Source organism: Streptomyces sp. NPDC050674, from assembly GCF_040654575.1.
In the GTDB taxonomy this organism is placed as follows: domain Bacteria; phylum Actinomycetota; class Actinomycetes; order Streptomycetales; family Streptomycetaceae; genus Streptomyces.
This window is the reverse complement of record NZ_JBFAIG010000049.1, coordinates 1-2,755: the sequence shown is the minus strand read 5'-3', so window position 1 is coordinate 2,755 and position 2,755 is coordinate 1. Positions and strand designations below refer to the sequence as shown.

Below are 2,755 nucleotides of genomic sequence, written 5' to 3'. Positions count from 1 at the left end.
CAGGAGGAGGAGGTCGCCGAGCGGCCGGAGCCGTCGGGTCCTGTTCCGTTCGTGCTGTCCGCGCGGGACGAGACGGCGCTGCGCGCCCAGGCCCAGCGCCTGCACGACCACGTCACGAAGAGCGGCACGCACCCCGCCGACCTCGGTGCCTCCCTCGCCCTCACCCGCACCGCCCTGCCCCGGCGCGCCGTGGTCACCGCCGTCGACACCGACACCCTCCTGACCGGGCTCGCCGCCCTGGCCCGGGGCGAGGACACCCCCCAAATCGTCACCGGCGACGCCACCGGCGCCGGCCGGACCGCCTTCCTCTTCACCGGGCAGGGCGCCCAGCGCGCCGGCATGGGCCGCGAACTGTACGCCGCCTCCCCGGTGTTCGCGGCGGCCCTCGACGAGGTGTGCGCGGCCCTCGACGAGCACCTCGACCTGCCGCTGCGCACGGTGATGTTCGCCGACGCGGACAGCGAACCCGGCCGGCTGCTGCACCGCACCGCCTGGACCCAGCCCGCGCTGTTCGCCGTCGAGGTCGCCCTGTTCCGGCTCCTCGCCCACCACGGGACCACACCCGACCTGCTCGCCGGGCACTCCGTCGGCGAACTCGCCGCCGCCCACGTCGCGGGCGTACTGTCGCTCGCCGACGCGGCCCGGCTGGTCGTGGCCCGCGGACGGCTCATGGAGGCGGCCCGGCCGGGCGGCGCCATGATCGCCGTGGAGGCCACCGAGGCCGAGATCGCCCCCGGCCTGGAGAAGTCGGCCGGCCGCCTCGACCTCGCCGCCCTCAACGCCCCCGACTCGCTGGTGATCTCGGGCGACGAGGACGCCGCGGAGGAACTGGCCCGGCAGTGGCGCGACCGGGGCCGCCGCACCCGCCGGCTCCAGGTCAGCCACGCCTTCCACTCGCCCCACATGGACGACGTCCTGGACGAGTTCCGCGCCGTCGCCGAGAGCCTCACCTTCCACCCGCCGCGCATCCCGATCGTCTCCACGGTCACCGGTGACCTCGCCGGCCCGGACGAGCTGACCTCGCCCGCGTACTGGGCGCGGCAGATCCGCCGACCCGTACGGTTCACCGACGCCGCCCGGGCCCTGCACCGGCACGGCGCCACCGTCTTCGTCGAGACCGGCCCCGACGCCGTGCTCGCCCCGCTGACCCGCGCCGCACTGGCCGACACGGACGCGGTCACCGTCCCGCTGCTGCGGGCCGCGCGCCCCGAGCGCGAGACCTTCCTCGCCGGTGTCGCCGCGGCCTGGGCGGGCGGCGCGCCGCTCGCCGCCGAGACCTTCCACCCCGGCGCCCGCCTCGTCGACCTGCCGACGTACGCCTTCCAGCGGGAGCGCTACTGGCTCGCCCCCGAACGCCCCCGCGACGCACGGGGACTGGGCCTCGACCCGGCCGGGCACCCGCTGCTGCACGCCTCGGTGCACCTGGCCGGCAGCGACGGGCTGGTGCTCACCGGCCGCCTCGCCGCCGCCGACCAGCCCTGGCTCGCCGACCACACCATCACCGGCACCGTCCTGGTGCCCGCCACGGCGTTCCTGGAACTGGCCCTGGCCGCCGCGGGCCGCCTCGGCATCGACCGGATCGACGAACTCACCCTCGAAGCCCCCCTGGAGCTGCCGGAACAGGGCGCCGTGCGCGTCCAGGTCGCCGTCGGCACACCGGACGCCTCGGGCAGCCGGCCGGTGGAGATCCACGCCTGCCCGGACAACGGCCCCGACGCCGAGCGGCTGTGGACGCGGCACGCCTCCGGCACCCTCGGCGGCACCCCGCCGACCGGACCCGACCTGAGCCAGTGGCCGCCCGCCGACGCCGACGAGATGCCCCTGGACGACGTCTACGAGCGACTGGCCGCACTCGGCTACACCTACGGCCGGGCCTTCCAGGGCCTGACACGCCTGTGGCGCACGGCCGACGCACTGCACGCCGAGGTCACCCTGCCCGGCGCGCACCAGGACGGCGCCGGCCGGTTCGCCCTGCACCCCGCCCTCTTCGACGCCCTGTTGCACCCGGTCGTGCTGCACGCCGCCGACGACGACACCGCGGCCGACACCATCCGGCTGCCGTTCGCCTGGTCCGGAGCGTCCCTGCACGCCGGCGGCGCGGACACCCTGCGGGTACGGATCGAGCCGGGCGGGTCCGGCAGCTACGCCCTGTACGCGGCGGACGCCGTCGGCGCCCCCGTCATGAGCGTGGAGTCCCTCGCCCTGCGCCCGGTCGCCAAGGATCGGCTCCGTTCCGCGCCACGGCTCGGCGACGCCCTGTACGCCGTGGAGTGGACACCGGTCACGGCACCCGAGGGCGACACCCCGCACATCGTGGAGGCCTCGGACCTCACGCGGGTGGACGCCACGGCGGAGGTGGTGCTCGTCCACGCCCCCGCCGGTGACGGACGCGACGACGTGGCGGCCGGCGCCCACCACACGACGGAGGCCTTCCTGCGACTCGTGCGGGACTTCCTCACCGACGAGCGCCTGACCGACGCGCGCCTCGCGGTGGTCACCCGGGGCGCTGTGGCCACCGCGGCCGACGAGGACGTCACCGACCTGACCCAGGCCCCGCTGTGGGGTCTGCTGCGCAGCGTGCAGTCCGAGCATCCGGACCGGGTCGTCCTGATCGACGCGGACCGGTCCGCCGACGACCGACTCCTGGCCGCCGCTGTCGCTTGCGGTGAGGCGCAGGTGGCGGTGCGGTCGGGTGGGTTGGTGGTGCCCAGGTTGCGGCGGGCTGTGCCGGGTGATGCCGGTGAGGTCGTCTGGG

The 2,755-nt window shown here is 76.3% G+C and carries 1 protein-coding gene; it reads left to right on the top strand.

Annotation, left to right across the window (positions count from 1 at the left end):
* The coding region (locus AB0I06_RS34200) for an acyltransferase domain-containing protein (protein ID WP_363122759.1) at positions 1 to 2,755 on the top strand (2,755 nt) is incomplete at both ends.